The following is a 22985-nucleotide window of genomic DNA, read 5'->3' as shown; positions in this document are numbered from 1 at the left end:
GTCTTGACAAATCAATTTGTCGGTGAGAGAGTGAAGACAGCAGACAGGAGGGTGACCGAATGCTCGACGTAGCAGTCATCGAGGACACGGCCGCGGCCGAAGCCTCGCTCAACCCGATGCGCACGAGGATGCTCGCCGAACTCGTCGACCCGCAGTCGGCGACCATGCTGGCCGGAAAACTGCAGCTGCCGCGGCAGAAGGTGAACTACCACCTGCGCGAGCTCGAGAGGTTCGGGCTGGTCGAACTCGCCGAAGAGCGCCGCAAAGGCAACATGACGGAGCGGGTCATGCGCGCGACCGCGGCCTCCTACGTCATCTCGCCATCCGCACTCGCGGCCGTGCAGCCCGACCCCTCCCGCTCGCCCGACCGCCTGTCGGCACGCTGGCTGCTCGCTCTCGCGGCTCGTCTGGTGAGGGATGTGGGCGAGCTGATCACCGGCGCCACCCGCGCCAACAAGACCCTCGCGACGTTCGCACTCGACGGCGAACTCCGCTTCGCGAACGCCGCCGACCGCGCGGCCTTCGCGGAAGAGCTCACCGCATCCGTTGCGGGACTGGTCTCGAAATACCATGCGGAGGCCGCGCCGAGTGGCCGCGACTTCCGTTTCGTCGTGGCCGTGCATCCGAGCACGAAGGCTGCGCATCCGACACCGACAGCAGCGCCCGCCGAGGCGCCGAACACTGAGGAGAACTGATGGGACACCCCTGGAACGTCGACGACGAATTCGAGCTCGACGCGACGCCGGAGCAGGTCTGGGAGGCAATCGCGTCCGGCCCGGGCATCGATTCCTGGTACATGGGCGTCAGCTCCGTGGAGCCGGGCGTGGGCGGCACGATCGACACCGACTTCGGCGGTTTCGTGATGCGGTCGGCGATCACGGCGTGGGAGCCGAACCGGCACCTGGCCTACACCAGCGAGCGGGGCCCGGACGGACGTTTCATAGCGTTCGAGTACCTGCTCGAAGCCCGCGAAGGCGGATCGACGGTCATGCGCCAGGTCGCGACCGGGTTCCTGCCCGGCGACGACTGGGAGGCCGAGTTCGAGGCCATGGTCACCGGCGGCCTGATGTACGCGCGCACCCTGCGGTCGTACGTGGACCATTTCACCGGCCGGTTCGGGGTGCCCGTGTCGGCGATGGTGCAGCATCCTGACTTCGCTGCGGCGTGGGCGGGGATGCTCGGCGACCTCGGATTGCCGGCGGATGCGGCCGAGGGCGACCGGGTGACCCTTACACCGGCGGGATTCGAGCCGATCACCGGGGTGATCGACTACCTCGCCGACGGATGCCTCGGGGTGCGCGCCGACGACGCGCTATACCGCTTCTACCGTGGATTCTACGGACCGGGACTGGGTCACCACGTGTTCACCGAGGGCGCCGACCGTTCAGCGCTCGAAGCCGAATGGCTCGCCTGGCTGGAGGGCGCGGTCGCCTGACACGATCGGGGCGCCGGCGGCCGGATCGGCCGGCCGGCGCCCCCGCAGGTGCCTACTCGTCGCGCTCGGTGTAGTCGCCCTGCTCCGCTGACGCGTCGGCGACCTCTTCGTTGGCTTCGCTCGCGGTGTACTCGCCCTCGATCAACGGGTCGGGTGCGCCCTCCTCGGTCTCCGTGTACTGGCCGTGGACCGTACGCTCCTCGGCCCCCTCGTCATTCACCTCGGTGTAGAAACCCTCTTCGTGCTCGCGGTCGCGGTCGCCACCGTCGGCGGGTCCTTCGAACGTGCCCATGACTGCTCCTTTCGCCGGTGACATCCGCGAGGGCTTTGGACCCGCAGCGGGCATCCGTGGTGCGACTCTACGCCCGCGGCCCTTCCCCGTCGAGGGTCGCCGTTGGCGCCGAGAATCGCCCGCCTGCCGGGTCGAGTCGGCGCCGCCGGCGACACTCGGACGCCCAGCACCCGGCGCGACTAGCGGAGTCGGTCGGTCGCCGCTTTGCGGGCCTTGGCGGCGCTCTTCTTGGCTTCTTTCACGGCTTTCTGCGTGCTGGGGTCGTTCCAGAACGACATCGCCGCGTTCTTCATCTGGTCGTAGCGTTCGCGGCCTGCGCGCGTGCCCAGGACGTAGGCGACCAAGGCGATCAGGACGATCGCCAGGAACCGTGGACGCATGGGATCCTCCTGACTGTCTGCCGCGACCTTATGCCCGTCCGACTGCGATGGGAAGGGGAGGCTGTCAGGCGGGTCCGGCCGCGTCGCTTTCGTCGTCGCGGCGCGTGAACCGGCGGAGCACCGCCTGGATCGGCCCGCTGAGGAGGAGGAGCAGCAGCCAGAGCATCCCGACGCTCGGCACCAGCACGGCGAGCACGAGCGCCACGGCGAACAGGACCGTTGCGATGGCGGACGAGGTGAGACGCAGGCCGCCCTCGAGGCCCTCGCGCAGCAGACCGGGGTTACGGGTGAGCACGAACTCCATGAGCAGCATGGACGAGCTGGCCACGATCAGTGTGCCGATGTACAGCGCGTACGCGCCCGCGTTGTTGTTCCCGACGAGCGCCAGGACGTTCGTCGCGAACGGCAGGAACACGATGCTCGCCAGCCACAGGAAGTTCAGCCCCACGAGGAGCGCGTTGTAGTCGCGCACGAACTCGAACACGCGGTGGTGCACAGCCCAGAACCGGGCGATCACGACGAAGGAGATGCCGAACGCGAGGAACGTGGGCCAGTTCGCGAGCAGGAGGCCCCAGACGGTCGGATGCTTGCTCGTGATCTGGGTGGCGATGTCGACGAGCGGAAGCACCAGGAGGGTGATCGCGATGGCGACGGCGGCATCCGAGAAGTTCACGAGCCGGTCGAGCCCGCGATCCGTCCGGAAGGATGCCATGCGCTCATTCTGCCCGACCCGCCGCGGCGGGCGCGTCAGGCGAGCGCAGCGACGAAGTCGTCGATCGAGACGACCTCGGCCTGGCGCGGGAAGATCTTCTCCGTGAGCACGCGGTGCACCTCAGGGTCGCGGTCGAAGCATCCGTCTTCGAGGACAACGATCCGGAAGTCGTGGTCGGCGGCGTCCCGAACGGTCGACAACACGACGCCGCTGGTCGAGATGCCGCACAGTACGAGGGTGTCGACGCTTCTGGCCGCCAGCTGTTCGCCCAGGTCCGTCGTGCTGAACGCGCCGACCCGCGACTTGCGCACGACGATCTCGTCATCGGCGGGGGCGATGCGTTCGTCGACCTGCGTGTCGGGGCCGTCGAGCATCCGCCCCGTGGCCGCCGCCGCGTGGAACGTGACGTTGCTCGCGGGAATCGCGGCGATGTCGTCCTCCGTGAGCGCGACACGGACGTAGCCGACGGTGAGCCCTGCCTCGCGCGCCGCCTGGCGAGCGCGGAGGAGTCCGCCGATGAACGCCTCGGCCTCCGGTACCTGCGCGACGATGGACGGCTGCACATCCATGATGAGCAGCGCCGTGGACACGGTGTCTAGATTCACGCTCACACCCTAGCCTTTCGCCCTATGCGTCGAGCACAGGAAAAGTGGGGCTGAGAGCAGCTCCAAGCACCGGTTCTCCTGTGCTCGGCGAAGCGCCGAGACGGACGGGAGCGCTAGAGGCCGAGGGACTTCTTGATGAGGTCCTCGGCGTCGTCGGTGTGGGCGGCCGCCTCGGCCTCCTGGTTGGCCTCGACGATGGCACGCACGACCTCGTCGCGCTGGATGCGCAGCCCGCGCGGCGCGTCGATGCCGATGCGGATGCCGTCGCCTCGCGACTCGAGCACGGTGATGACGATGTCGTCACCGATGAGCACCCGCTCCCCCGGTTTGCGCGTCAGTACCAGCATTGGCTCAGCCTATCCCGATGACGTGGACGAATGAGGCTGTGGGAGCGGCCCTCATCTCCGTCCGGCGAGCGCCTGCTCCAGCCGGCGCGCCCGCACCCGGTCCAGCTCGACAGGGCGCGCAACGTCCGCGGTCTCCCGCACCGCCCGGATGGGACCTGCGACCGCCCTGTCCGCGCCGTTCTCCGGAAGACCGTGGGCGATGGCGAGAACCCGTGCCCGGTAGGCCGCGATCCGCTCGATCACCTCGGCCATCGTCTCGGTCACCGTGAAGATCGAGCCGTCCACCAGCACCAGCGTGGTGTCGGGGTTGGCGTGGATGCGCTCGATGAGGTCGGGGTTGACCGCGAACTCGCTGTGGTTGGGCCGAGTGGCGACGATCATGAGCGTGTTCCTGGTCCCGGCCCCGGATGAGCCGACACCATCCACTATCGACGGAACATCGACGGCCGTAAGCACCGAAAGGCCGCCGAAACTTTTCCGCGAAACGGCTAACCGATGTCGAACGGCCGCCGATAACTCATGGTGTACGACGCCGGACCACGGACGGGCCGGTGGACAAACCCACTCAAGGAAGAAGCCATCATGGGAATGACGATTGCGACCAACAACGCGGCTCTGAACGCGTACCGCAACCTCAACAACACGCAGAACAAGCTCAACTCGTCGCTGCAGAAGCTGTCCAGCGGCTTCCGCATCAACAACGCAGCGGATGACGCAGCCGGCCTGTCGATCTCCGAGGGCCTGCAGTCGCAGATCTCCGGCATCGCCCAGGCGGGACGCAACGCACAGGACGGCATCTCGGTCATCCAGACCGCTGACGGCGCACTGAGCGAGGTCACCTCGATCCTCCACCGCATGCGCGACCTGGCCGTCCAGGGTGCCAACGACTCGAACAGCACCAGCTCGCGCGCCGCGATCAAGACCGAAGCCGACGACCTCGGCAAGGAACTCGACCGCATCAGCACCAACACGAACTTCAACGGCATCAGCCTCCTCACGGGCGGTTCGCTGAACTTCCAGGTGGGCGCGGGCTCGACCGCTGACAACACCATCGCGGTGAACCTCACGAACGTCAGCACCGCTGTCGGAACGCTGAGCGGCGCAGCCGGCGCGACCGGCTTCGACGTCACCACGAACGCGACGGCGAACACCACGATCGCCTCGATCGACACCGCCATCGACGCTGTCTCCACCTCGCGTGCAGACCTCGGCGCCTCGATCAACCGCTTCCAGTCGGCCGCGAACAGCCTCAGCATCGCGGGCCAGAACCTGACCGCTGCGAACTCGCAGATCAAGGACACCGACATGGCGGCCGAGATGGTCAACTACACCCAGTCCAGCATCCTCGCCCAGGCCGGTACCGCCATGCTCGCGCAGGCGAACCAGTCGGGCCAGGGCATCCTCAAGCTGCTCCAGTAGTCGGAGCCGACGCAGAGCGCCTGGCGGTGACCGGGAGACGAACTGGACCTCGCCTCCCGCAAACCGCCGGGCGCTTTGGCGTATCACCCTCGTAGTCCCCGTAGTCCTCGCCAGCGAACCACCAGCACGAAAGCGGTCAGACAGTGACAGGAATCCAGCTCCCGGGTCTCGCCACCGGGCTCGACAGCGCCGGTCTCATCGCGTCGCTCATGCAGTTGTACGCGGCGCCGGAGAACGTGATCAAGGCCAAGATCACCACCGACAACTCGAAGATCAGCGACCTCCAGTACCTGAACACCCAGCTCGCTGCGCTCAAGACCGCGGCGGACACCAACGCCAAGCCGGCCGCGCTGGCGGCGTTCACCACGTCGGCGTCGAGCACCGCGATCACCGCTAAGGCGGGCTCGGGCGCCACGGCCGGCAGCATCGACATCAGCATCGGGCAGCTCGCCCAGGCGCAGACCTCGGTGACCGGCACCTACACCACGTGGCCGGACAACCCGCCGACCCTCACGATCGTGAACTCGAGCGGCGTGCAGACCCAGGTGACAGCGATCACCAACAGCCTCGACGATGTCGTCGAGGCCATCAACAACTCCGCGGCGGGCGTCACCGCCCAGAAGGTCGCGACCGGCACCGACGGCTCCGGCAACCCGCTGTACCGCCTGCAGCTCACCTCGAAGTCGAGCGGTGCGGCCGGCGCTTTCCAGATCTACCGCGGCACGCCCGCAGACGTGTCCGCCGGAACCGCGACCGACCTCATGTCGGAACCCGGCGCCGCGACGATCAAGGTCGCCCAGGATGCGTCGGCAACGCTCTGGGCGGGAACGGCCGCCCAGCAGACGATCACGTCGGCGTCGAACACCTTCGCGAACCTCCTGCCCGGCGTCGATGTGACGGCCACCGCGGTCACCTCCGCTCCCGCGACGCTGACGGTCACCGCGGATGTCGCCGCCGCGTCGCAGACGGCCGACACGTTCGTGACGTCGATCGGCACGATCCTCGCGAACATCCTCAACGGCCAGAAGACGGCCTCCAGCACGGATGCGAGCGGAGCGGTCACGACCAAGCTCGGCACCTTCACCGGCGACTCGAACATCCGCGCCATCAACACCAGCCTCATCAGCGCCGCCACCGACCCGGTCAACGGCATCTCTCCCTCGTCCATCGGCATCAACATCTCGGTCGACGGCAGCTACAACGCGACGGTCACCTTCGACCCGGATGCGTTCGCGGCGGCCATGGCGTCGGACCCGGCCGGCACGCAGTCCATGTTCAACGCGATCTCCGCCCGTGTGTCCGCCGCGGCGAACGCGGCATCGGACCCGTACCAGGGCGCACTCTCGTCGCAGATCAAGAACGCGCAGTCCGAGGTCTCCGACCTGAACGACCAGGTCGCGAGCTGGGACACCCGGCTCGCCGCCCGCCAGGCCGCACTCCAGCAGACCTACGCCGCGCTCGAGGTGGCCGTCAACAAGCTCAATTCCCAGGGCTCCTACCTGACCCAGCAGCTGAACGGCCTGACCAACTCGTCCTCGTCCTCGTCATCGTCCAAGTAACCCAGGGAGCACGCATGACCACCCAGACGGCTCAACTCGCCCAGTACAACCGGAACGCGATCCTGTCCGCGACCCCGACGCAGCTGGTCACGATGCTCTACGACCGGCTCGTGCTCGACCTGAAGCGAGCAGAGGCCGCACAGGACGCGGAGCGCTGGGCGGATGCGCACGAACAGCTCCTGCACGCGCAGGACATCGTCGCCGAGCTCTCGTCGAGCCTGAAGATCGACGCCTGGGACGGCGCAAGCGGCCTCTTCGCCATCTACGTGTACGTGCACCAGGCGCTCATCGACGCGAACATCCACCGCAACATCGAGCGCACCCGCGAGGCGATCGGCCTCATCGAGCCGCTGCGGGAGTCGTGGCACCAGGCCGCGCAGCTCATCCCCGCGCAGAGCGCCGCCCCGGCCGGAGGCTCGCTCGGTGTCGCCTGACCCGATCGCCGCCTGGTCGAGCCTCCTCGACCGGTTCGAGGACGAGATCCGTCGCGTGAACCGCGGCGAGACAGCCGGCCTGCCGGACTGGACGGAACCCGAGGACTTCCCGCCGCTCCCGGCCGAGCTCGCGGGCCGGGCACGCAGTGTCCTGGAGCGCCAGCGCTCGACGGCCGAACGCGCATCCGCCGCCCGCCGGGAACTCGGCCGCGAACTCGCCGCCGTGCGCACGATTCCCGCGCAGGCCGCGTCGCCGCTTCCGCGGTACATCGACCGTCTCGCGTGAGGCGCCTCGCCCCGAGCGTGCCCGTTCCGGTCGGGCGTGACCGGTGCGCGAGGCACGCTCTACCGGAACGCCTCCACTCGGCAGGCAAACGGATGCGACCGAATCGCTAACGGATTCCGGCAACCGGTCGATAGCTGAGGTTGAGCACGGACTGCTCCCTCACGAGGCCACGGATCGGCCGACCACACATGACGACACCCCATGAAGTGAGTCAGCATGATCGAATCCGTGACCCAGGCCGCGCTCTCGAGCGCCCTGGCCGGCCTCTCGGCCCGCCAGACGGCCATCGCGAACAATGTCGCGAACGTGAACACGCCGAACTACCATGCCCAGCGGGTGTCCTTCGAGGATGCGCTGGCCGCGTCCGTCGCCAACCATGACGGACATGTGGCCCCGGTCACCCAACTGTCGCTCGAGCCGACGCAGCTGAACGGCAACAACGTCAATCTCGACACCGAGACGACGTCCGACATCGAGACCGGGCTGCGCTACCGGTTCGCGACCCAGGCGATGTCCCAGCAGTTCGCGGGCATCCAGGCAGCGATGAGGACCAGCTGATGGGCGACGCGATCGGAATCGCCGCGACCGGGCTCGGACTGCACCGCCACTGGCTGGATGCGATCGCCGACAACATCGCCAACGTCAACACGGCCGAGCCGACCAGCGGCGCCGCCTTCCAGGCCCGTTACGTCGTCGCGCAGGCGGGCCCGGGCACGAGCGGCGTCTACGTCGCGGGCGCCGCGTACGGGAGCGCCACCGGTCGCGTCGTCCACGACCCCGGGAACCCGCTGGCGGATGCTGACGGCAACGTGCGCATGCCCGATATCGACCTCGGCGCGCAGATGGGCGCCCTGATCATGGCCCAGCGCGGCTACCAGGCGAACGCCGCGGTCATCGACCGCGCCCAGACCACCTACGAGGCCGCACTGCAGATCGGACACGGCTCATGAGCATCCTCCCCATCTCCGCACTCTCCGGTGTGACCGGCGCCGGCTCGATCGCGCAGACCGGCGCTGCTGCGGCGCCGTCGACGGACGGCTCCGGGTTCGCCGCCAGCCTGGCTGGGGCCATCGACAACGTGCAGCAGCTGCAGTCGAACGCCAACGACCTGGCGGTGAAGGCGGTCACGGGCAGCCTCGACGACATCGCGACCGCGACCGTCGCATCCACCCGGGCGCAGGTCACCACGGAACTCGTCGCAGCCATCCGCAATGACGGCGTCAACGCCTTCAACAAGATCATGGAGATGCCGGCCTGATGCCGAAACAACTCGCCGCGTTCTTCCAGCGGCTCAGCGGGAGTGTGCGCGCCTTCTCGGCCGCGCAGAAGACGATCGCCATCCTGGCCGTCGCCGTGCTCACGCTGGGGGCGGTGTTCCTCGGAACCTGGCTCTCCACCCCGCAGTACACGCCGCTGTTCACCGGGCTGGCCGCCGCCGACGCATCCGCCGTCGTCGACCAGCTGAACGCCGACGGAGTGAAGTACCAGCTCAGCGACGGCGGCGCCACCGTGCTCGTGCCGCAGGACAAGGTCTACGACGAGCGACTGAAGGCCGCATCCGCCGGTCTCCCCTCGTCGAGCACCAACGGCTATGCGCTCCTCGACAAGATGGGCGTCACCAGCAGCGAGTTCCAGCAGGACGTCATGTACAAGCAGGCGATGGAGGAAGAGCTCGCGAAGACCATCCAGGCCATGAACGGCGTGCAGACCGCATCCGTCAAACTGGCCATCCCGAAGGAGACGGTCTTCACCTCCCAGACGGCGGACCCGACCGCCTCCGTCTTCATCAAGACCGACGCCGGCGCGACGCTCAGCTCGGACCAGGTAGATGCCATCGTGCACCTGACCAGCGCATCCATCGAGAACATGAAGCCCACTGACGTCACGGTCGTCGACTCCAGCGGACAGACGCTCTCGGCGCAGGGGGCGACCTCGGCCGGTTCCTCCGACAAGCTGACCTCGGCCTACGAGGCCAAGACCAGCTCCGCGATCCAGGCGATGCTCGACCGCATCGTCGGCCCCGGCAACTCCACCGTCGCCGTCTCTGCGAACCTCAGCGACGCCACCTCGCAGCGCGTGTCGGAGACGTACCAGACGCCGACGAACAGCCCGGTCCTGAGCGAGAGCAGCCAGACCGAGACCTACACCGGAAGCGGCAGCGCCGCAGCGGGCGTGCTCGGGCCCGACAACATCGCCGTTCCGAACGGCACCTCCGGAAACGGTGCGTACAAGGCGGCGAACGGCACCAAGAACAATGCCATCGACAAGGTGACGCAGACCGACGACATCCCCGCGGGCACCGTGCAGCGCCAGACCGTGTCCGTCGCCATCAGCAACAAGGCGCTCGGCAACGCGAGCACGTCCAGCATCCAGTCGCTCGTCGAGGCGGCCGCAGGCTTCGACAAGAAGCGCGGTGACGTGGTGACTGTGGCGGCGGTCGGCTTCAACACCGACCAGGCGAAGGCGGCCAAAGCGGCCCTGGATGCGAGTACGCAGGCGCAGAAGGCCGAGCAGCAGGGCAACCTGCTCCGCGACGCGATCATCGCCGGCGCCGTCGTTCTCGTCGCGGCGCTCGCCCTCATCTTCTTCCTCCGTCGCGGCCGCCAGCGTCGCGAGCCCGTCGACCTGGAGATCCTCGGCCCTGACGAGAACGACGAGCTGGATGCGATCCTCGCCGGTCACAACCTCGCCATCGAGCAGCCGGTCCCGATGCCGGTGCTCGAGCCGACCAGCACCGAGGTGAAGCGGTCCGAGATCGCGATGCTCGCCGGACGCGACCCCGAGAAGGCGGCCGAGCTCCTGCGCGGGCTGATGGATGAGAGGACCAGCTGATGGTCGAACAGGTCAAGGAACTCACGGGGACCCAGAAGGTCGCGATCGTGCTCATGAACCTCGACCCCGTGCGGGCGTCGACGGTCATGAAGCAGTTCTCGGACAGCGAGGCCGAGGAGATCACCAGCGAGATCATCCGCCTTCGCCGCGTCGACCCCGACATCGCGGACCAGGCGCTCAGCGAGTTCCACGAGCTGGCCACCTCCGGGCGGGTCAGCGCGCGCGGCGGCCGCGACTTCGCACAGGGTCTCCTCGAAGCATCCTTCGGGTCCGAGCGCGCTGCAGGGGTGCTCAACCGCGTCGCCAGCTCGATGGCCGGCAAATCGTTCGAGTTCCTCGACGAGGCCGAGCCGTCGCAGATCGTCACGCTCCTGGACGGCGAGATGCCCCAGACCTGCGCTCTCGTGCTCGCCCACCTGCGGCCCGCGCACGCCTCCAAGGTGATGGCGGGGTTCCCCGACGATCTGCGCACCGAGGTCGCGCGGCGCATCGCGACGATGACGAGCGCGACCCCCGAGTCGATCGCCCTGGTCGCCCAGTCGCTGAAAGAGCGGTCCGCCGCCGTCGTCGCGCCGAGCGCAGCAGCCGAGGTCGTCGGCGGGGTCCAGCCGCTCGTCGACATCATCAACCGCTCCGACATCAACACGGAGCGGGCCGTGCTCGCCGGCCTCGACGAGGTCGACCCGCAGCTCGCCGACGAAGTGCGCTCGCGCATGCTCACCTTCGGCGACATCGTGAAGCTCGAGAAGAAGGATGTGCAGCAGGTGCTGCGCGGCATCGACAACCTGGTGCTCGCCGTGGCCATGAAGGGCGCATCCGAAGCCGTGACCGCCACGATCCGCGAGAACCTCTCCGAGCGCAACCGCGAACTCCTCGACGACGAGATCCGCACGATGGGTCCGACCCGCAAGTCGCAGGTCGAGGAGGCGCGGGCGGATGTCGTGCGCGCGATCCGCGAGCTCGAAGCATCCGGTGGCATCACCATCCACCGCGGCGACGAGGACGGCTTCGTTGACTGACACCGTGCTGACCGGCCCCGCGTTCACCGCCGTCGCTTTCCCGGCCGTGCGGAACCGGCCGCAGTCCGCGGAGGACGACCAGGCGCGCGCCCGCGGATACGCCGCAGGCTACGCGCAGGGCGCCCGCGAGGCTGAACGCGAGCTCGCCGAGCGCCGGGCGCAGCTCGACGCCGAGTCCGCCGCCGCCGCCGAGCGCGCTGAGGCGGTCCTCCAGCGCCGGGTCCACGCCGTCGAGGTCCTGCTGCGTGCACTGGATGCGCGGATCGAGCCGGTCGTGGAGAGCGCCCAGCAGTCGCTCGCGGTCGCCGCCTTCGAACTCGCGGAGGCCGTGGTCGGGGTCGAGCTCAGGGATGCGGATGCGGCGGCGAGGGCGATCGTCTCGCGCGTGCTCTCAAGCGTGGACGCCCATGAACCGACCGCGGTCCGGGTGCACCCCGCCGACCTCCCGCTGCTCCGCGACCTGTTCGCCGGTGCGGATGCGATCAGCCTCCTCGCCGACGATTCGCTGGCACCCGGCGACGCGATCGCGGAACTGCCGACCGGCTTCGTGGATGCACGCATCGGCAGCGCACTCGACCGCGCACGCCGGGCACTCCTCGGGGAGGGCGCATGACCGCCACGCTTCTGCGCCCGCACCCCGACGACTTCGCCCTGGCCCTCAGCGCCGCTCTCCCCGAGCGGGTCGGGCAGGTGACCCGCGTCGTCGGCCTCACGATCGAGATCGCAGGCCTCGACTGCGTCTCCGGCGACCTGGTCACCATCGGCGATGCGAACCCGGTGGATGCGGAGGTCGTCGCCACCTCGACGACCGGCGTCCACGTGATGCCACTCGGCCGCACCGACGGCATCGGCACCGGCACTCCGGCGCGGTCGAAAGGATCGCGGGCGCTCGTCCCGACCGGCCTGGGACTCCTCGGCCGTGTCGTCGACGGACTGGGCCGCCCGCTCGACGGCAAGGGACCGCTCGCCTCCGACGGCGGTGTGCCGCTCGCGAACGAGAGCCCGTCGGCGATGCAGCGCGCGCGGATCACGGACACGCTCCAGACCGGCGTGCGCGTGCTGGACACGCTGACCACGATCGGTCGCGGCCAGCGCCTCGGGTTGTTCGCCGGCTCCGGAGTGGGCAAATCCTCACTGCTGTCCATGATCGCCCGCGGCACGGACGCCGAGGTCTCGGTCATCGCACTCGTCGGCGAACGCGGCCGCGAGGTGCGCGAGTTCCTCGAAGACGACCTCGGACCTGCAGGCCTCGCCCGGTCGATCGTTGTGGTCTCCACCTCGGACGAACCGGCCCTCATGCGTCTGCGCGCGGCCTTCCTCGCGACCAGGATCGCGGAGTCCTTCCGCGACGACGGCAAGGATGTCGTGCTCATGATGGACTCCCTCACCCGCGTCGCGATGGCGCAGCGCGAGATCGGGCTGTCGGTCGGCGAACCTCCGGCGACCCGCGGGTATCCGCCGTCGACGTTCTCCATCCTCGCCCAGCTACTGGAGCGTGCCGGGACCGCCGACCGGGGTTCGGTGACCGGCCTCTACACCGTGCTCGTCGACGGAGACGACCACAACGAGCCCATTGCAGACGCCGCCCGGTCGATCCTCGACGGCCACGTCGTGCTCGACCGGAAGCTTGCGATCATCGGTCATTTCCCTTCGGTCGATGCCCTCGCATCCGTCTCCCGCGTCGCCTCGAAGGTGAACACGCCCGAGCGCGAAGGCCTCGCGATGCAGCTCCGCACCGTCATGGCCGCGCGGTCCCGCGCACAGGACCTCATCGACGTCGGTGCCTACCAGGAGGGCACCAACCCCCTCGTGGATGCGGCCGTCGCGTATGAGGACGAGATCAACGCCTTCCTGCGGCAGCGGATGGACGACCACACCGACGCAGACCACGCCTGGTCGCAGCTCGCGCAGCTCGACCGACTCCTCGGAGGTGCATGATGCCGAAACCGTTCTCCCTCGCCGGTCTCCTGAGGCTGCGCCGCACGGAACAGGACATCGCGGGCGCTGAGCTCGCCCGCGCGAACGCCCGCATCCGCGACAACGCGACGACGGAACGTCGGGCGCGCCGCGCCCTGGCCGAGTACGGCGACACCGCCACCAGCACCGAGACCCTGCGCGCTATCGCGGCAGCGCGCCAGGCGTCGGCGACCATGCTCGCCGAGCTCCAAGTGGTGCTCGACGACGACCTCGCCGCCCACGAGCGCGCACGCATCGACTACCTGACCGCCCGGATGCGCTTCACCGGTCTCGAGAAGACCGAACGCCGTCACCGCGAGGCCGCGATCGCCGAAGACCTCAAGCACGAGCAGCAGGCGCTGGACGAGCTCACCGGCTCCCGGAACGCCCGCGAGAAGGACGACGAATGAGTGCCATCGACGCGGTCAACCGCATCCAGGAGATCCAGCAGACTTTCGTCGCGCTGCAGAGCGGCACGATCGGTTCGGCCTCGACGACCGCGCCGGGGTCGTTCAGTGGCGCGCTCGAAGGCGCGCTCTCGAACGCGCCGACCGCTACGACCGGCACATCCGGATCCGTCACGGGCCAGGACATCGTCGCCGATGCGAGGAAATACCTCGGCGTGCCCTATGTCTTCGGGGGCACCACCTCGGCCGGAATGGACTGCTCCGGGCTGGTGCAGACCGTTCTGAAGGACCTCGGCATCTCGTCGCCCCGGCTCGTCTCGGGTGAGTCGACCCTCGGAACAGCGGTGCCGTCGCTCGCCGACGCCCAGCCGGGCGACCTCATCGTCCTCAAGAACAACGAGCACATCGTCATCTACGCAGGAAACAACAAGGTCATCCACGCCCCCGATGTCGGCCGGAACGTGTCCGAGGTGCCGAACTGGCTGACGGACGCGGACATCGCGACGATCCGTCGCGTTGCGCCCGCGAGCGGGACGGCGGCGTCGGCGGCGTCCGCGGCGCCCAGCGCAGCCGCTCTCTCCAGCTCGCAGGTCACGCAGCTGCTCTCGGCCATCCAGGGCTCGCTCGCGGGGGGCGGAACCGGTGGCTCTGCGGCGTCCGGATCCTCGCTGACATCCCTGCTGTCACTGCTGGGAGGTGCGCAGTGAGCGGCGCGACGACCGTGACGGCCGCGCAGCCGCGCATCCACCGTGCGGAGGCGGCCCAGGCACCGGCGGCCTCGGGTGGTCCTGGGTTCGCGGATGTTCTGAGCGGGCTGGCGACGGATCGTCGCGACGAGACGGCGGCCGGGTCCTCGAGTGCGCACACGGGCAAGAGGGTTCGGCCGGGCGAGGCAGCCGGATCGGACAGTTCGGACCGCGCTACGGGTGCGTCGGCTGCGGCCGAGGGGGCGGGCGCGCACGATTCGTCCGCGGGTGCCGCGGCGTCGGCGGGTGCCGCGGCGAGCGTGGGTGCCGCGTCGTCCGCAGGTGCCGCGGCGTCCGTGGGTGCCGCGTCCTCCGTGGCGACTCCGGCAGGTCCCGCCGCGACCACCGGTTCGGTCGGGGCCGCGGCGGCCGCGGCTGCAGCGGTGCTCGCCGGCGCTGGGCTGCCCGTGGCCCAACCCGCCGGGCAGGCGATCCCGTCGGACGCCACGACTCCATTGCTCGCTCAGGGTCAGGGCTCGACTGTCGAAGCCGCGACCGCGCCGGCGTCGGCCACGAATGCCGTCGTCGTGGCAGCCGGGACGGCGACGGTCAGCCCCGCTCCCGCCAGCGCGCCGGCGAAGCCAACCGGTCAGCCGCGTTCGATCGCCTCCGCACGAACGGATGCCCTCCCTGCGGCAGACGCGCAGCCTGCGATCTCCGCCACCGCGGCCACCGCCACTACCACGGCGTCTGCCCCGGCGCCGGCCTCGACGTCCGCTTTGCCGACGGCCGCAGCCGCTCTGCCGACGGCAGCAGGCGCTCTGACGCTGTCGGGTGCCTCGAGCGCCGCAGCGGCACCGCAGGCCGCGCCCGCGGACGCGAATGCCTCAGCCGTTTCCTCCGTCACGGCGACACCTGCGACGACCGCAGCTGCGCTCCGTGCGACCCCGGTCGGCGGCGAGCGGGCAGCGGCGCCGGAGGACGCGACCGCGACGCTCACGGGGGCCACCGGCGCCCCGTCGTCCTTCCAGGCATCGCTTCCGGGAACGACACCCGCCGTGACGGCCGTGACATCGAAGACCGCGCAGCCGTCTGCGACGACCGACGCGATTGCCGCCGCACAGGCTGCATCCGCCACGTCCGCCGCCCAGGTGCCTGCCGCATCCGCATCCACCGCATCCACCGCACCCGTCGCGTCCGCCACCCCACCCGCCCCGGCATTCCAGCCGTTCGCGGACCAGATCGCGAAGCCCGTCTTCGCACTCGCGGCGGCCGGCGACGGCACGCACACCATGACCATCAGCGTCACCCCCGACAATCTCGGACCGGTCACGGTGCGCGCCCACATCTCGGGTGAGAACATGCGCATCGAGCTCTTCTCGCCGTCCGACAGCGGCCGGGACGCCCTGCGCCAGTTGCTCCCCGACCTGCGCCGCGACCTGTCGTCCACCGGCGCGAATGCGGACCTCGACCTGTCGTCGCAGGGCCGGCCCGACGCCCAGCAGAACACAGGGACCCTCCGCGAGAACCCGCAGGGGCCCGAACGCGGGAGCGCCCGCAGGGACCGCGTCGCCGATGCAGTCCTCGCAGCCCCCGTCCACCATTCGCGCGCGGGGTCGTCCACCGGCCTCGACGTCCTGGCCTGACCGCAGAAGGAGAACAGAAGATGACCGCAGTGGATCCCATTTCCGCCTCGTCAGGAGGGTCGAGCATCTACGCGACCGACAACACCCTCGGCGCGCCCAAACAGACCATGGATGCCGACCTCTTCATGAAGCTGCTGGTCACCCAGCTGCAGAACCAGGACCCGTCGTCGCCGATGGACACCAACCAGATGATCAGCCAGACCACGCAGCTGTCGATGATGCAATCGCTGGCCACCCTGAACTCGACCAACACCGAGAGCTTCGCCCTCTCGATGCGCACGAACGCCGCCGCCCTCATCGGCCAGCAGGTCAGCTACCTGGACAAGAACGGCGACACCCAGACCGGCAAAGCCACCGCGGTGAGCTTCTCAGGGAGCGTCCCCACCGTCACCGTCGGGGGCGCCAGCGTCTCCCTCGACTCCATCTCCGCCCTCACCCTCGCCAACTGAAAGGCACACCATGCTCCGCTCTCTCTACTCCGGAATCTCGGGCCTTCAGGCCCACCAGCAGATGCTCGACGTCACCGGCAACAACATCGCCAACGTCAACACGGCAGGCTTCAAGTCGTCGTCGGTCGAGTTCGAGGACACGCTGTCGCAGCTGATCTCGGGTGCGACCGCTGCCGGTGCTGCCAACGGCGGGTCCAACCCGGCCCAGATCGGCCTCGGGGTGAAGGTCGCCGGCATCGCGACCAACTTCGCGCAGGGCTCCTCGCAGGCGACCGGCAAGCCCACCGACCTGATGATCAGCGGCGACGGATTCTTCAACGTCAAGGTCGGCGGGCAGAACCTCTACACCCGCGCCGGCAACTTCGATTTCGACTCGACCGGCACGTTGGTCTCCGCCGAGGGCGGTTTCGTGCAGGGCTGGACTGCCGACCAGACGGGCAACATCAACACCAACCAGGCGCTCGGCAACATCAAGCTCCCGGTCGACTCGGTGGTCCCTGCCGCCGCGACCACCACTGCGAGCTTCGCGGGCAACCTCCCGTCGGATGCGGCGGCCGCGACCGTGCTCACCCGCGACCTCCCCGTCTATGACAACCAGGGCAACAAGTCGACCGTCTCGCTGACGTTCACCTCGGACGGCGCAGGCAACTGGACCGTCAACGATGGCAGCGGAAACATCGGCACTCTCTCGTTCACCGCCGGCGCCCTGACCACGACCCCGCCCACGCTCACCACCGCAGGCGCCGTGCCGATCGACTTCTCGAAGGTCAGCGGTTTCGCCGGGCTCTCGACCATCGCCGTCGAAGCCCAGAACGGTCACAGCGCCGGGACGCTCGAGTCGTACACGATCGGCAAGGACGGAACGATCTCCGGCTCGTACAGCAACGGCGTCATCCAGGCCATCGCCCGCATCGCCGTCTCCACCTTCGTCAACCCGGCGGGCCTCGAGAAGCAGGGCGGCTCGATGTACGGCGCCACCCCCAACTCGGGCGCTCAGACCACCGGAACCGCGGGCACTCCGGGCCTCGGCTCGATCACCACCGGCTACCTCGAGATGTCGAACGTCGACCTGTCGCAGGAGTTCACCAACCTGATCGTCGCCCAGCGCGGCTTCCAGGCGAACGCCCGCATCATCACGACGAGCGACTCTGTGCTCGACGAACTGGTGAACCTGAAGCGCTCGTAGCGGGTCGCCCGGCTACGAAACCCGTTCCAAAAACACTGTCGGCCGCCTAACCGGAATCCCCCGGGCGGCCGACAGTGTCGTTTAGAACCACCCCTCGTACCCGGCTCCAGGCGAAAGCAGACCCATGATCGTTGCCACCCGACTCAGCGGCAGCCCGTTCGCGATCAACCCTGACCTCATCGAGCGCATCGTGGAGAACCCGGATACGACGATCTTCCTCGTCGACGGGTCGAGTCACATCGTCACCGAACCGCTCACCCGCATCCTGGAGCTCATCGCGGATTCGCGCGCCGACGTCATCGCCCGCGCCAGCCTCCGCCGCATCGAGCTCAGCCCCGGCCAGCGCCACCTCGAGGCGCTCCGCCCCGCAGCCGAGCTGCACGACAGCCCCTTCGCCCCGCGACAGACGGAGACGTGATGGACCTCGCAACCATAATCGGGCTGCTCATCGCGTTCGGCTCGCTGTTCGGGATGCTCACCCTCGAAGGCTCGTCGGTCACGTCGATCCTGCTTCCGGCCCCCATGCTCATCGTCTTCGGCGCGACGATCGCCGTCGGCTTCGCGTCCGGGACGACGCGGGATGCGGCGCGGGCGCTCAAAGCCATCCCCAAGGCGTTCCGCGGCAAGATCGCCAAGCCGGGTCACGTCATCGAGCAGCTGGTCGAGATCGCAGAGAAGGCGCGCCGCGACGGCCTCCTCTCACTCGAGCAGAACGCCCACGAGACCAAGGATCCGTTCCTCCGTGACGCCCTGCAGAACATCGCCGACGGCACCGACGGCGAAGAGCTGCGCATCCTTCTCGAAGACCAGATGGCCACCCGCCAGCGCGTCGACCGCGGCGCAGCCAAGTGGTTCAAGATCCTCGGCGGCTACGCCCCCACGATCGGCATCATCGGAACGGTCGTCTCGCTCACCCATGTGCTCGAGAACCTGTCGTCTCCCGGCAAGCTCGGCCCGATGATCGCCGCCGCGTTCGTCGCGACCCTCTGGGGCCTGCTGTCTGCGAACTTCATCTGGCTGCCCATCGGTGACCGTTTGAACCGTCTCTGCGACCTCGAGTCCGAGCGGATGTCGCTGATCCTGGAGGGGATGCTCGCCATCCAGTCCGGCGCCCAGCCGCGCCTCCTCGACGAGCGTCTGCGGGCCATGGTGCCGGCGAGTTCCCTACCCAAAGCGGCATGAGCGCGCGCCGGAGGCCCCGGGGTGCCGGCGAGAGCGGCGAGCACCACCAGGACGAACGCTGGATGGCCTCCTACATGGACATGGTCACGGTGCTCATGTGCATGTTCATCGTGCTCTACGCGATGTCCAGCACGGATGCCCACAAGTTCGCGGCGCTCAAGGATTCGCTCGCTACCGGCTTCGGCGTGGTCAAGTCCCAGAAGATCGACACGGCCAGCGGCATCATCGTGCCAGCCAAGGATGTCGGCAAGGAGGGCGAACTCACCAACCTGCAGGCGGCGACGCTCGAGTACGACAAGCTCAAGGCGCTCCGTGACCGGATCAACGCCAACCTCGCGGCGGTCGGCCTGGAGGCCAAGGTCGACACGACCATCGACTCACGCGGACTCACGGTCGGGCTGGTCGGGGCCGACACGTTCTTCGCATCGAACAGCACCGTCCTGACGCCGATCGCGAGCCGCGTGCTGGACCGGATCGCCGGTCCCCTCAACACGGTGACCTACCAGGTGAGCATCGAAGGCCACGCCGATCCCCGGCCGCCGGGGCAACCGTTCCCGACCAACTGGGAGCTGTCGAGCGGTCGCGCCACCGCCGTTCTCCGCGACCTGGTCGAGCGGGGCCGGGTGGCCGACACCCGGGTCGGCGCCGTCGGCTACGGATCGGCACGACCGATCGTTCCCGGCTCGTCGGATGCGGATTTCGCGAAGGACCGCCGCGTCGACATCGTGGTGCTCTCCGACCAGCCGGATGCCGTTCGCGCGCTCATCCCGGGCCTGGTCGCTGCCGCCAGGAAGTAGCCGGTCCAGTCGTCAGCGTCTGCTGGCGCCGCTGCGGGAATCGCCCTTAGTGCGTTCCGAATTCGCGTGTCACAGGGGTATATCACCTGAGTGCCCTCTCACACGCAATAGACAGGATTCTCGATTTCGGTCCGTACGCTCCCTGCACATGAATCGTTCTCTCCCCCGTGGTGATGACCAGTTTGTGTCCTCGGCGAGGCCGGGTGAAGAGCCGGAGGTCAACAGGGCCGAGCTCTTGATCCGGATGCTCCAGACAGAGTACGACGAGACCGGCCATGCCCCTTATTACATCCACTCCCGCTTCGCCGGCATCTTTGACGTGGTCGTCGAGAACGGCCGAGTAAAGGCCATCCAACGCCTGGGAACGGAGTCCGGCGACGTGCTCTGATGCACGTGGCAGGGCAGCTCGCCCCACCGGTGGAGTAGCCGGTCGAGTCGTCACTAACTCCCCGAAAAAGTCGCCGGGAAGGTCGCTTAGCGACCACTCGATGCGTCAGCCGTCGAGGGCGCGGACGGCCGCGGCGACCGCATCCGGAGCCTCCCACGCGGTGAAGTGGCCGCCGCGTTCCAGACGCGAGAAGGCGCGGATGTCCGCGTAGCTCTTCTCCGCGAGCGACCGCGGGTAGGCGGCTTCGTGCCGCTGGATCAGGATGCTCGCCGGCACCTCGATGACCGGGTGGAGCTCGTCATCACCGCCGGGCTCGCAGTAGGGTCGGAAGCTGGTGCCGATCGACCGGGTCACCCAGTAGATCATCACGTTCGTGAGCACATCGTCCGGGGCGAAGCGCTCGAGGCCGTCGCCGTCGCTCCAGGCGGCGACCTTCTCGGCGATCCACGCGAGCAGACCGCTGGGCGAATCGAGAAGCGCGGCCGCCAGCGTGTCCGGGCGCGTACCTTGTTCGTGCGCGTAGCCGGACTCGACAGGGTTGTTCACCGACGCCAGGAACGCCCTCTCTTCCTCCGTGAGCACCACTCCCGGCCGCGACCGACCCGCGAACGACGCATGCGATGCCACGATGCCGGCGACCGACTCAGGGTAGGAGCCCGCCAGCCAGTCGCTGACGCCGGCGCCCACGTCCTCCCCGTAGGTCAGGTACCGTTCGTACCCGAACTCCCCGGTCATCAGCTGGTTCCAGCGGCGGGCGACACCGACGGACGAGAACGGCTCGGGGAGCACGCCTGAGAATCCGTAGCCGGGAAGGGACGGGACCACCACATCTCTCTCCGCGCTCAGGATGTCCGCGAGATCGAGCATGGACGCGAACGAATACGGCCAGCCGTGGGTCAGCACGATCGGCAGGCCGCCGGCTCGGCGTGCCGGAGCGCGGATGACGTGCGCGGCGCATCCGTCGAGGTCGACGATGCTCTGTTCGTAGGTGTTGAAGCGCCGCTCGACGGCCCGCCAGTCGTAGCCGGCACGCCAGCGCCCGATCAGTTCCGCGAGCACGCGCGGCGGAATGCCCCGCAACCACTCCGCCCCCGGTGTCGGCTCCGGGAGGATGGCCGACTCGAGCCGGCGCTGCAGGTCGTCGAGCACGCTCTGAGGAATCTCAACAGTGAAGTGCATGGCCTGACGCTACCGGCGACCACGGACACACGTCAGCCCCGGCAACCGTTAGCTGTAGCGCGACCGAGCCGATAGCAGGTCGGGTATGACGGGCCGACCGGGTGTTTCGTCGAGTCCTCCACAGGTGGCTGTCTTGTCGCTTTGTCCACAGTAAACACCTGATCAGAGGCAGTTTGTTGGTGGCGGCTGGTTGACTTGAGTCGTGACCTTCCCACCGACCCGCGACCTCGATGCCGTCGCTGCTGCGCTCGACGCGCTGCGCGTGCTCGACGCGGATGCGCGCGCGGGGCTGTCGGAGGCCCAGCTGCTGGTGCGGTCACTGGCCGGACTCGGGTCAGTGCGGGCGGCGGTCGAGGCGGTCGCACTGCGGCGGATCGCTGCCCTGGATCGGGTCTGCGAACTCGACCCGGAGAACAGTCCGATCCGGGCCTCCGGCTACCGTGACCTGGGCTCGCTGCTGGCAGAACTGTGGAAGACATCACTGCCGGCGGCACGGCAGCTGTGCAGCGTCGCCCGTGCTGTCGCACCAAGGCACAGTCTGCACGGCGAAGAACTACCGCCGGAGTTCCCGGAACTCGCCGCCGCGCTGCTCGGTGACCTGCCTGGAACCGCCACCGATGACGTGACCGCCGACGAGCACGCCGGCGACCCCGACACCGAGGCCGGCCCCGGCGACCCTGGAGGGTCGTCCGGGGTGTCCGTGGAGCAGGCGGCCGTGATCATCCGGGAACTCGGTAAGACCGGTCCCGGTTGCAGCCTCGAGCAGCGCACCTGCGGGGAACGGGTGCTGGTCGACCACGCACCCGGGCTGACCGTGGAGCAGACCCGCCGGCTCGCCGTGCAGGTCCGCGACCGTCTGGACCAGGACGGCATCGAACCCCGCGAAGAGATCCAGCGGCGCCGGCGATCGTTGACGATCACCACCACCCGGGACGGGATGACCCACATCGACTGGTACCTCGACGCCGTCTCCGCCGGACACGTGCTGCCGCAGATCACCGCCTACGTCACCCGCGACCTCCACGAGACCCGCGACACCCGCAGGGAGTCCACTCCCGCGAAGGTGCGGTTCGTCGGACCCGAACCTGATTCAGCGGATTCACCGGTGATGCCGGAGACCCGCAGCATCGCTCAACTGAACTCCGATGGGGCGGTCGAAGTGTTCCGGCACCGCGCCGGCTGCGCCCGCGGTGCATCCGGTCCGCCGGTGACGATGATCGTGAGGATCGGCCTCGACCAGCTCCGCACCGGGAAAGGCACCGCCGAGATCGACGGGATCCCCACGCCGGTATCCGCTGGCACCGCACGCCGGCTCGCCGCGGACGCGAACCTGATCCCGATAGTGCTCGGCGGCCGCTCGGAGACCCTCGACCTGGGCCGGAAACAACGACTCTTCTCGTCCGCGCAGAAACATGCGCTCGCCGAACGCGATGGCGGTTGCGCCTGGACCGGCTGCCCACATCCACCCGCCTACACCCAGGCGCACCACATCCTCTGGTGGGACCGCGACACCGGCCGAACCGATCTCAAAAACGGCATCCTCCTGTGCTCGCACCACCACTATCGGGTGCACGACGACGGCTGGGGAATCACCATCCGGGACAACGTGCCCTGGTTCACACCGCCTCCGCACCTCGACCCGACCCGGACACCCAGACCCGGCGGACGACTCCGCATCCTCGAAAGCGCATCACCATGACCACCCCCGGCCGCATGCCGACCGCATGCCCGACGCATGCCTGACGCATGCCCGGCGCATCCGCGGAGCAAACCGCTAACCGCCCGCACG

30 protein-coding genes are annotated in these 22985 nt (G+C 68.8%); 23 read left to right on the top strand and 7 right to left on the bottom strand.

Annotation, left to right across the window (positions count from 1 at the left end; genetic code table 11):
• The first annotated feature begins 59 nt into the window (after positions 1 to 59).
• Both ACV7NN_RS11720 and ACV7NN_RS11715 read left to right on the top strand, forming a co-directional pair.
• A complete protein-coding gene (locus tag ACV7NN_RS11720; protein ID WP_463349747.1) occupies positions 60 to 695 on the top strand; it encodes an ArsR/SmtB family transcription factor in 636 nt (211 codons plus the stop codon).
• Complete coding sequence (locus tag ACV7NN_RS11715) at positions 695 to 1435, top strand: SRPBCC family protein (protein WP_463349746.1); 741 nt, start codon at positions 695 to 697, stop codon at positions 1433 to 1435. Before ACV7NN_RS11720 ends, ACV7NN_RS11715 begins: the two co-directional genes overlap by 1 nt.
• A 52-nt stretch (positions 1436 to 1487) precedes the next feature.
• Here ACV7NN_RS11715 and ACV7NN_RS11710 read toward each other — a convergent pair whose 3' ends face one another.
• The 6 genes from ACV7NN_RS11710 to ACV7NN_RS11685 all read right to left on the bottom strand — a co-directional run bounded on the left by ACV7NN_RS11710 (position 1488) and on the right by ACV7NN_RS11685 (position 4152).
• Entirely contained in the window at positions 1488 to 1727 is a 240-nt protein-coding gene (locus tag ACV7NN_RS11710) for a hypothetical protein (protein ID WP_463349745.1), read from the bottom strand.
• Positions 1728 to 1906: 179 nt separating this feature from the next.
• Positions 1907 to 2107, bottom strand: coding sequence for a hypothetical protein (locus tag ACV7NN_RS11705; RefSeq protein WP_463349744.1), 201 nt, complete (start codon positions 2105 to 2107; stop codon positions 1907 to 1909).
• A 64-nt stretch (positions 2108 to 2171) separates the two neighbouring features.
• Complete coding sequence (locus ACV7NN_RS11700; RefSeq protein ID WP_463349743.1) at positions 2172 to 2819, bottom strand: TMEM175 family protein; 648 nt, start codon at positions 2817 to 2819, stop codon at positions 2172 to 2174.
• A gap of 35 nt (positions 2820 to 2854) precedes the next feature.
• On the bottom strand, positions 2855 to 3424 hold the full coding sequence (locus ACV7NN_RS11695) for a cysteine hydrolase family protein (RefSeq protein ID WP_463349742.1): 570 nt from the start codon (positions 3422 to 3424) through the stop codon (positions 2855 to 2857).
• 113 nt (positions 3425 to 3537) lie between these two features.
• Positions 3538 to 3771 (bottom strand): carbon storage regulator, encoded by a 234-nt coding sequence (locus ACV7NN_RS11690; RefSeq protein ID WP_463349741.1) that lies wholly within the window; start codon positions 3769 to 3771, stop codon positions 3538 to 3540.
• Positions 3772 to 3822: 51 nt separating this feature from the next.
• Positions 3823 to 4152 carry a flagellar FlbD family protein gene (locus tag ACV7NN_RS11685; protein WP_463349740.1) on the bottom strand — a complete coding sequence of 110 codons (330 nt, stop codon included), beginning with the start codon at positions 4150 to 4152 and terminating at the stop codon, positions 3823 to 3825.
• 201 nt (positions 4153 to 4353) lie between these two features.
• Between ACV7NN_RS11685 and ACV7NN_RS11680 the strand changes: the two genes are divergently transcribed.
• The 20 genes from ACV7NN_RS11680 to ACV7NN_RS11585 all read left to right on the top strand — a co-directional run bounded on the left by ACV7NN_RS11680 (position 4354) and on the right by ACV7NN_RS11585 (position 20017).
• Positions 4354 to 5190, top strand: a complete 837-nt coding sequence (locus tag ACV7NN_RS11680; protein ID WP_463349739.1) for a flagellin N-terminal helical domain-containing protein — start codon at positions 4354 to 4356, stop codon at positions 5188 to 5190.
• Positions 5191 to 5333: 143 nt separating this feature from the next.
• Positions 5334 to 6749: a flagellar filament capping protein FliD gene (gene fliD, locus ACV7NN_RS11675; protein ID WP_463349738.1), complete on the top strand. Its 1416-nt coding sequence runs from the start codon at positions 5334 to 5336 to the stop codon at positions 6747 to 6749.
• 14 nt (positions 6750 to 6763) lie between these two features.
• Positions 6764 to 7183: a flagellar export chaperone FliS gene (gene fliS, locus ACV7NN_RS11670; RefSeq protein WP_463349737.1), complete on the top strand. Its 420-nt coding sequence runs from the start codon at positions 6764 to 6766 to the stop codon at positions 7181 to 7183.
• Entirely contained in the window at positions 7173 to 7469 is a 297-nt protein-coding gene (locus ACV7NN_RS11665; protein WP_463349736.1) for a hypothetical protein, read from the top strand. The genes fliS and ACV7NN_RS11665 overlap by 11 nt, the downstream gene beginning before the upstream one ends.
• Before the next feature lie 216 nt (positions 7470 to 7685).
• Positions 7686 to 8027, top strand: coding sequence for a flagellar basal body rod protein FlgB (locus tag ACV7NN_RS11660; RefSeq protein ID WP_463349735.1), 342 nt, complete (start codon positions 7686 to 7688; stop codon positions 8025 to 8027).
• Positions 8024 to 8419, top strand: coding sequence for a flagellar basal body rod protein FlgC (locus ACV7NN_RS11655; protein ID WP_463351284.1), 396 nt, complete (start codon positions 8024 to 8026; stop codon positions 8417 to 8419). The genes ACV7NN_RS11660 and ACV7NN_RS11655 overlap by 4 nt, the downstream gene beginning before the upstream one ends.
• Complete coding sequence (locus ACV7NN_RS11650) at positions 8416 to 8727, top strand: flagellar hook-basal body complex protein FliE (protein ID WP_463349734.1); 312 nt, start codon at positions 8416 to 8418, stop codon at positions 8725 to 8727. Before ACV7NN_RS11655 ends, ACV7NN_RS11650 begins: the two co-directional genes overlap by 4 nt.
• On the top strand, positions 8727 to 10301 hold the full coding sequence (gene fliF, locus ACV7NN_RS11645; protein ID WP_463349733.1) for a flagellar basal-body MS-ring/collar protein FliF: 1575 nt from the start codon (positions 8727 to 8729) through the stop codon (positions 10299 to 10301). The genes ACV7NN_RS11650 and fliF overlap by 1 nt, the downstream gene beginning before the upstream one ends.
• Complete coding sequence (fliG, locus tag ACV7NN_RS11640) at positions 10301 to 11320, top strand: flagellar motor switch protein FliG (RefSeq protein ID WP_463349732.1); 1020 nt, start codon at positions 10301 to 10303, stop codon at positions 11318 to 11320. Before fliF ends, fliG begins: the two co-directional genes overlap by 1 nt.
• On the top strand, positions 11313 to 11933 hold the full coding sequence (locus ACV7NN_RS11635; protein ID WP_463349731.1) for a FliH/SctL family protein: 621 nt from the start codon (positions 11313 to 11315) through the stop codon (positions 11931 to 11933). The genes fliG and ACV7NN_RS11635 overlap by 8 nt, the downstream gene beginning before the upstream one ends.
• Positions 11930 to 13258 carry a FliI/YscN family ATPase gene (locus ACV7NN_RS11630; RefSeq protein WP_463349730.1) on the top strand — a complete coding sequence of 443 codons (1329 nt, stop codon included), beginning with the start codon at positions 11930 to 11932 and terminating at the stop codon, positions 13256 to 13258. Before ACV7NN_RS11635 ends, ACV7NN_RS11630 begins: the two co-directional genes overlap by 4 nt.
• The gene (locus tag ACV7NN_RS11625; RefSeq protein WP_463349729.1) at positions 13258 to 13686 is read left to right on the top strand and encodes a flagellar export protein FliJ; all 429 of its coding nucleotides are present in this window, start codon (positions 13258 to 13260) and stop codon (positions 13684 to 13686) included. Before ACV7NN_RS11630 ends, ACV7NN_RS11625 begins: the two co-directional genes overlap by 1 nt.
• A complete protein-coding gene (locus ACV7NN_RS11620; protein WP_463349728.1) occupies positions 13683 to 14390 on the top strand; it encodes a C40 family peptidase in 708 nt (235 codons plus the stop codon). Before ACV7NN_RS11625 ends, ACV7NN_RS11620 begins: the two co-directional genes overlap by 4 nt.
• On the top strand, positions 14387 to 16015 hold the full coding sequence (locus tag ACV7NN_RS11615; RefSeq protein WP_463349727.1) for a flagellar hook-length control protein FliK: 1629 nt from the start codon (positions 14387 to 14389) through the stop codon (positions 16013 to 16015). Before ACV7NN_RS11620 ends, ACV7NN_RS11615 begins: the two co-directional genes overlap by 4 nt.
• Before the next feature lie 20 nt (positions 16016 to 16035).
• Positions 16036 to 16464, top strand: coding sequence for a flagellar hook assembly protein FlgD (locus tag ACV7NN_RS11610; protein WP_463349726.1), 429 nt, complete (start codon positions 16036 to 16038; stop codon positions 16462 to 16464).
• Positions 16465 to 16474: 10 nt separating this feature from the next.
• Positions 16475 to 17650 (top strand): flagellar hook protein FlgE, encoded by a 1176-nt coding sequence (locus ACV7NN_RS11605; protein ID WP_463349725.1) that lies wholly within the window; start codon positions 16475 to 16477, stop codon positions 17648 to 17650.
• Between the two features lie 124 nt (positions 17651 to 17774).
• Positions 17775 to 18068: a flagellar FlbD family protein gene (locus ACV7NN_RS11600; RefSeq protein ID WP_463349724.1), complete on the top strand. Its 294-nt coding sequence runs from the start codon at positions 17775 to 17777 to the stop codon at positions 18066 to 18068.
• Entirely contained in the window at positions 18068 to 18832 is a 765-nt protein-coding gene (locus ACV7NN_RS11595) for a motility protein A (protein ID WP_463349723.1), read from the top strand. The genes ACV7NN_RS11600 and ACV7NN_RS11595 overlap by 1 nt, the downstream gene beginning before the upstream one ends.
• Complete coding sequence (locus ACV7NN_RS11590; protein ID WP_463349722.1) at positions 18829 to 19629, top strand: OmpA/MotB family protein; 801 nt, start codon at positions 18829 to 18831, stop codon at positions 19627 to 19629. The genes ACV7NN_RS11595 and ACV7NN_RS11590 overlap by 4 nt, the downstream gene beginning before the upstream one ends.
• A gap of 184 nt (positions 19630 to 19813) precedes the next feature.
• A complete protein-coding gene (locus tag ACV7NN_RS11585; protein WP_463349721.1) occupies positions 19814 to 20017 on the top strand; it encodes a hypothetical protein in 204 nt (67 codons plus the stop codon).
• A 105-nt stretch (positions 20018 to 20122) separates the two neighbouring features.
• Here the strand turns inward: ACV7NN_RS11585 and ACV7NN_RS11580 are convergent, their stop codons facing one another.
• On the bottom strand, positions 20123 to 21196 hold the full coding sequence (locus tag ACV7NN_RS11580) for an epoxide hydrolase family protein (protein WP_463349720.1): 1074 nt from the start codon (positions 21194 to 21196) through the stop codon (positions 20123 to 20125).
• A 202-nt stretch (positions 21197 to 21398) separates the two neighbouring features.
• Between ACV7NN_RS11580 and ACV7NN_RS11575 the strand changes: the two genes are divergently transcribed.
• Positions 21399 to 22895 (top strand): DUF222 domain-containing protein, encoded by a 1497-nt coding sequence (locus ACV7NN_RS11575; protein ID WP_463349719.1) that lies wholly within the window; start codon positions 21399 to 21401, stop codon positions 22893 to 22895.
• Positions 22896 to 22985: the final 90 nt, after the last annotated feature.

This window comes from Leifsonia sp. Ger2509, assembly GCF_055231915.1.
Note: the sequence above shows the minus strand (reverse complement) of the source record. Positions and strands in the feature narration are given on the sequence as shown.

Excerpts from the sequence above, each read along its gene's own strand:
- ACV7NN_RS11720 (WP_463349747.1), top strand. The coding sequence starts at position 60 with ATGCTCGACGTAGCAGTCATCGAGGACACGGCCGCGGCCGAAGCCTCG.
- ACV7NN_RS11715 (WP_463349746.1), top strand. The coding sequence starts at position 695 with ATGGGACACCCCTGGAACGTCGACGACGAATTCGAGCTCGACGCGACG.
- ACV7NN_RS11710 (WP_463349745.1), bottom strand. The coding sequence starts at position 1,727 with ATGGGCACGTTCGAAGGACCCGCCGACGGTGGCGACCGCGACCGCGAG.
- ACV7NN_RS11705 (WP_463349744.1), bottom strand. The coding sequence starts at position 2,107 with ATGCGTCCACGGTTCCTGGCGATCGTCCTGATCGCCTTGGTCGCCTAC.
- ACV7NN_RS11700 (WP_463349743.1), bottom strand. The coding sequence starts at position 2,819 with ATGGCATCCTTCCGGACGGATCGCGGGCTCGACCGGCTCGTGAACTTC.
- ACV7NN_RS11690 (WP_463349741.1), bottom strand. The coding sequence starts at position 3,771 with ATGCTGGTACTGACGCGCAAACCGGGGGAGCGGGTGCTCATCGGTGAC.
- ACV7NN_RS11685 (WP_463349740.1), bottom strand. The coding sequence starts at position 4,152 with ATGATCGTCGCCACTCGGCCCAACCACAGCGAGTTCGCGGTCAACCCC.
- ACV7NN_RS11680 (WP_463349739.1), top strand. The coding sequence starts at position 4,354 with ATGGGAATGACGATTGCGACCAACAACGCGGCTCTGAACGCGTACCGC.
- fliS (WP_463349737.1), top strand. The coding sequence starts at position 6,764 with ATGACCACCCAGACGGCTCAACTCGCCCAGTACAACCGGAACGCGATC.
- ACV7NN_RS11660 (WP_463349735.1), top strand. The coding sequence starts at position 7,686 with ATGATCGAATCCGTGACCCAGGCCGCGCTCTCGAGCGCCCTGGCCGGC.
- ACV7NN_RS11650 (WP_463349734.1), top strand. The coding sequence starts at position 8,416 with ATGAGCATCCTCCCCATCTCCGCACTCTCCGGTGTGACCGGCGCCGGC.
- fliF (WP_463349733.1), top strand. The coding sequence starts at position 8,727 with ATGCCGAAACAACTCGCCGCGTTCTTCCAGCGGCTCAGCGGGAGTGTG.
- fliG (WP_463349732.1), top strand. The coding sequence starts at position 10,301 with ATGGTCGAACAGGTCAAGGAACTCACGGGGACCCAGAAGGTCGCGATC.
- ACV7NN_RS11630 (WP_463349730.1), top strand. The coding sequence starts at position 11,930 with ATGACCGCCACGCTTCTGCGCCCGCACCCCGACGACTTCGCCCTGGCC.
- ACV7NN_RS11625 (WP_463349729.1), top strand. The coding sequence starts at position 13,258 with ATGCCGAAACCGTTCTCCCTCGCCGGTCTCCTGAGGCTGCGCCGCACG.
- ACV7NN_RS11620 (WP_463349728.1), top strand. The coding sequence starts at position 13,683 with ATGAGTGCCATCGACGCGGTCAACCGCATCCAGGAGATCCAGCAGACT.
- ACV7NN_RS11610 (WP_463349726.1), top strand. The coding sequence starts at position 16,036 with ATGACCGCAGTGGATCCCATTTCCGCCTCGTCAGGAGGGTCGAGCATC.
- ACV7NN_RS11605 (WP_463349725.1), top strand. The coding sequence starts at position 16,475 with ATGCTCCGCTCTCTCTACTCCGGAATCTCGGGCCTTCAGGCCCACCAG.
- ACV7NN_RS11600 (WP_463349724.1), top strand. The coding sequence starts at position 17,775 with ATGATCGTTGCCACCCGACTCAGCGGCAGCCCGTTCGCGATCAACCCT.
- ACV7NN_RS11595 (WP_463349723.1), top strand. The coding sequence starts at position 18,068 with ATGGACCTCGCAACCATAATCGGGCTGCTCATCGCGTTCGGCTCGCTG.
- ACV7NN_RS11590 (WP_463349722.1), top strand. The coding sequence starts at position 18,829 with ATGAGCGCGCGCCGGAGGCCCCGGGGTGCCGGCGAGAGCGGCGAGCAC.
- ACV7NN_RS11580 (WP_463349720.1), bottom strand. The coding sequence starts at position 21,196 with ATGCACTTCACTGTTGAGATTCCTCAGAGCGTGCTCGACGACCTGCAG.